Source organism: Streptomyces niveus, from assembly GCF_001723055.1.
Classification (GTDB): domain Bacteria; phylum Actinomycetota; class Actinomycetes; order Streptomycetales; family Streptomycetaceae; genus Streptomyces; species Streptomyces niveus.
Genome location: NZ_MDCR01000489.1, coordinates 1 through 1,149, shown reverse-complemented (window position 1 = coordinate 1,149; position 1,149 = coordinate 1). Strand labels below are relative to the sequence as shown.

The window sequence follows — 1,149 nt, the reverse complement described above, 5'->3', positions numbered from 1 at the left end:
GACGGCGACACCCTTGATCGTCCGCCCGGTGAACGTGACGCTCAGCCCGTGGACGTCGGGCGAGGTGTAGTCCTCCACGGCGATGGTCTGCGACCCGTCGTTCTCCAGCCGGAGCAGTACGAGGGTGGCGTCGGCCATGTCCGGGTCGTCGTCGAAGAGTCCGAGGCGTACGTTCGTGTGCCCCGACCGGACGGCGCTGCCGATGGCGGTGTCCATCTGTACGCGGTAGCCGATCCGCTTGCGCCGCGGCACCCGGCGCTCGTACCAGACGACTCCGACCGAGGTGAGGACACCCAGGAGGGTGGAGAAGACGGCGAATACGTTCTCCCCGCTGAACCACTCCATGACCAGTCGCCCCCCGGCACTCTCCGACCTCGTGAGGTGACGGTAGGTGGCGGTGGGGGGAACGTCAGTGCGGGTCGTGGTTTCGATGACGGATGTTCATGAGCCGTTCCCCGACGGCCATTTGCTGTTCAGGGGAGGGGCCTGGAGGTTCACTCCGATGGGTGAATTCCTGTGCGGTTCGCGGGGCCGTCACATGCCGTACCGCAACGGACATTTAATCGATCCGCACAGGTCGTCGCTGGTTCGTTTTCCGGCCTCCGGTGCCCCCAACTCCGGCCTCCGGTACCCCTCTTGGTATTTGCCATCGTCACGGTGTGTGGCGTTAAGGTCACGAAGTCGACGCCGAACCGGCTGCCGACATGGAGATGCCCCCGCGGTGCGCCAACACCCGAGGGCTCGACACCAGGAGAAAGCCCTCCCGATGCGCATTCACCGTACCAAGCCGACTCGTTCCTTCACTACGGTCACCAACGCGCTGGTGCGTGACCGCAGCATCTCGTGGTGCGCGTCAGGCGTACTGATGTACCTGCTGAGCCTGCCCAACAACGCCCGCGCCGACATCCGTTCCCTCGCCGGGCAGCGCAAGGAGGGCCGCGCGCGGATCACCGACGCACTGCATGACCTGGAGAAGGCCGGCTATCTGCGCCGGGTGCTGGAGAAGAACAAGAAATCCGGCGAACTCTCCACGGTGTACGAGGTGTTCGATTACCCGTGCACAGATCGGGTGACAGGCGATCCGGCCGAGAATGGCCAGAACCTGGCCTCCGGTGACCGGGTCGCTGATGACACGGGCGCGCTCCCTAA

2 pseudogenes are annotated in these 1,149 nt (G+C 65.3%); one reads left to right on the top strand and one right to left on the bottom strand.

Going from position 1 to position 1,149, the window contains the following annotated elements:
• Positions 1-345, bottom strand: a pseudogene (locus tag BHU15_RS36630) (phosphate ABC transporter substrate-binding protein); the annotation flags it as partial.
• A 421-nt stretch (positions 346-766) separates the two neighbouring features.
• On the opposite strand from BHU15_RS36630, the pseudogene BHU15_RS36625 reads away from it, so the two are divergent.
• A pseudogene (locus BHU15_RS36625) lies at positions 767-1,149 on the top strand (hypothetical protein); the annotation flags it as partial.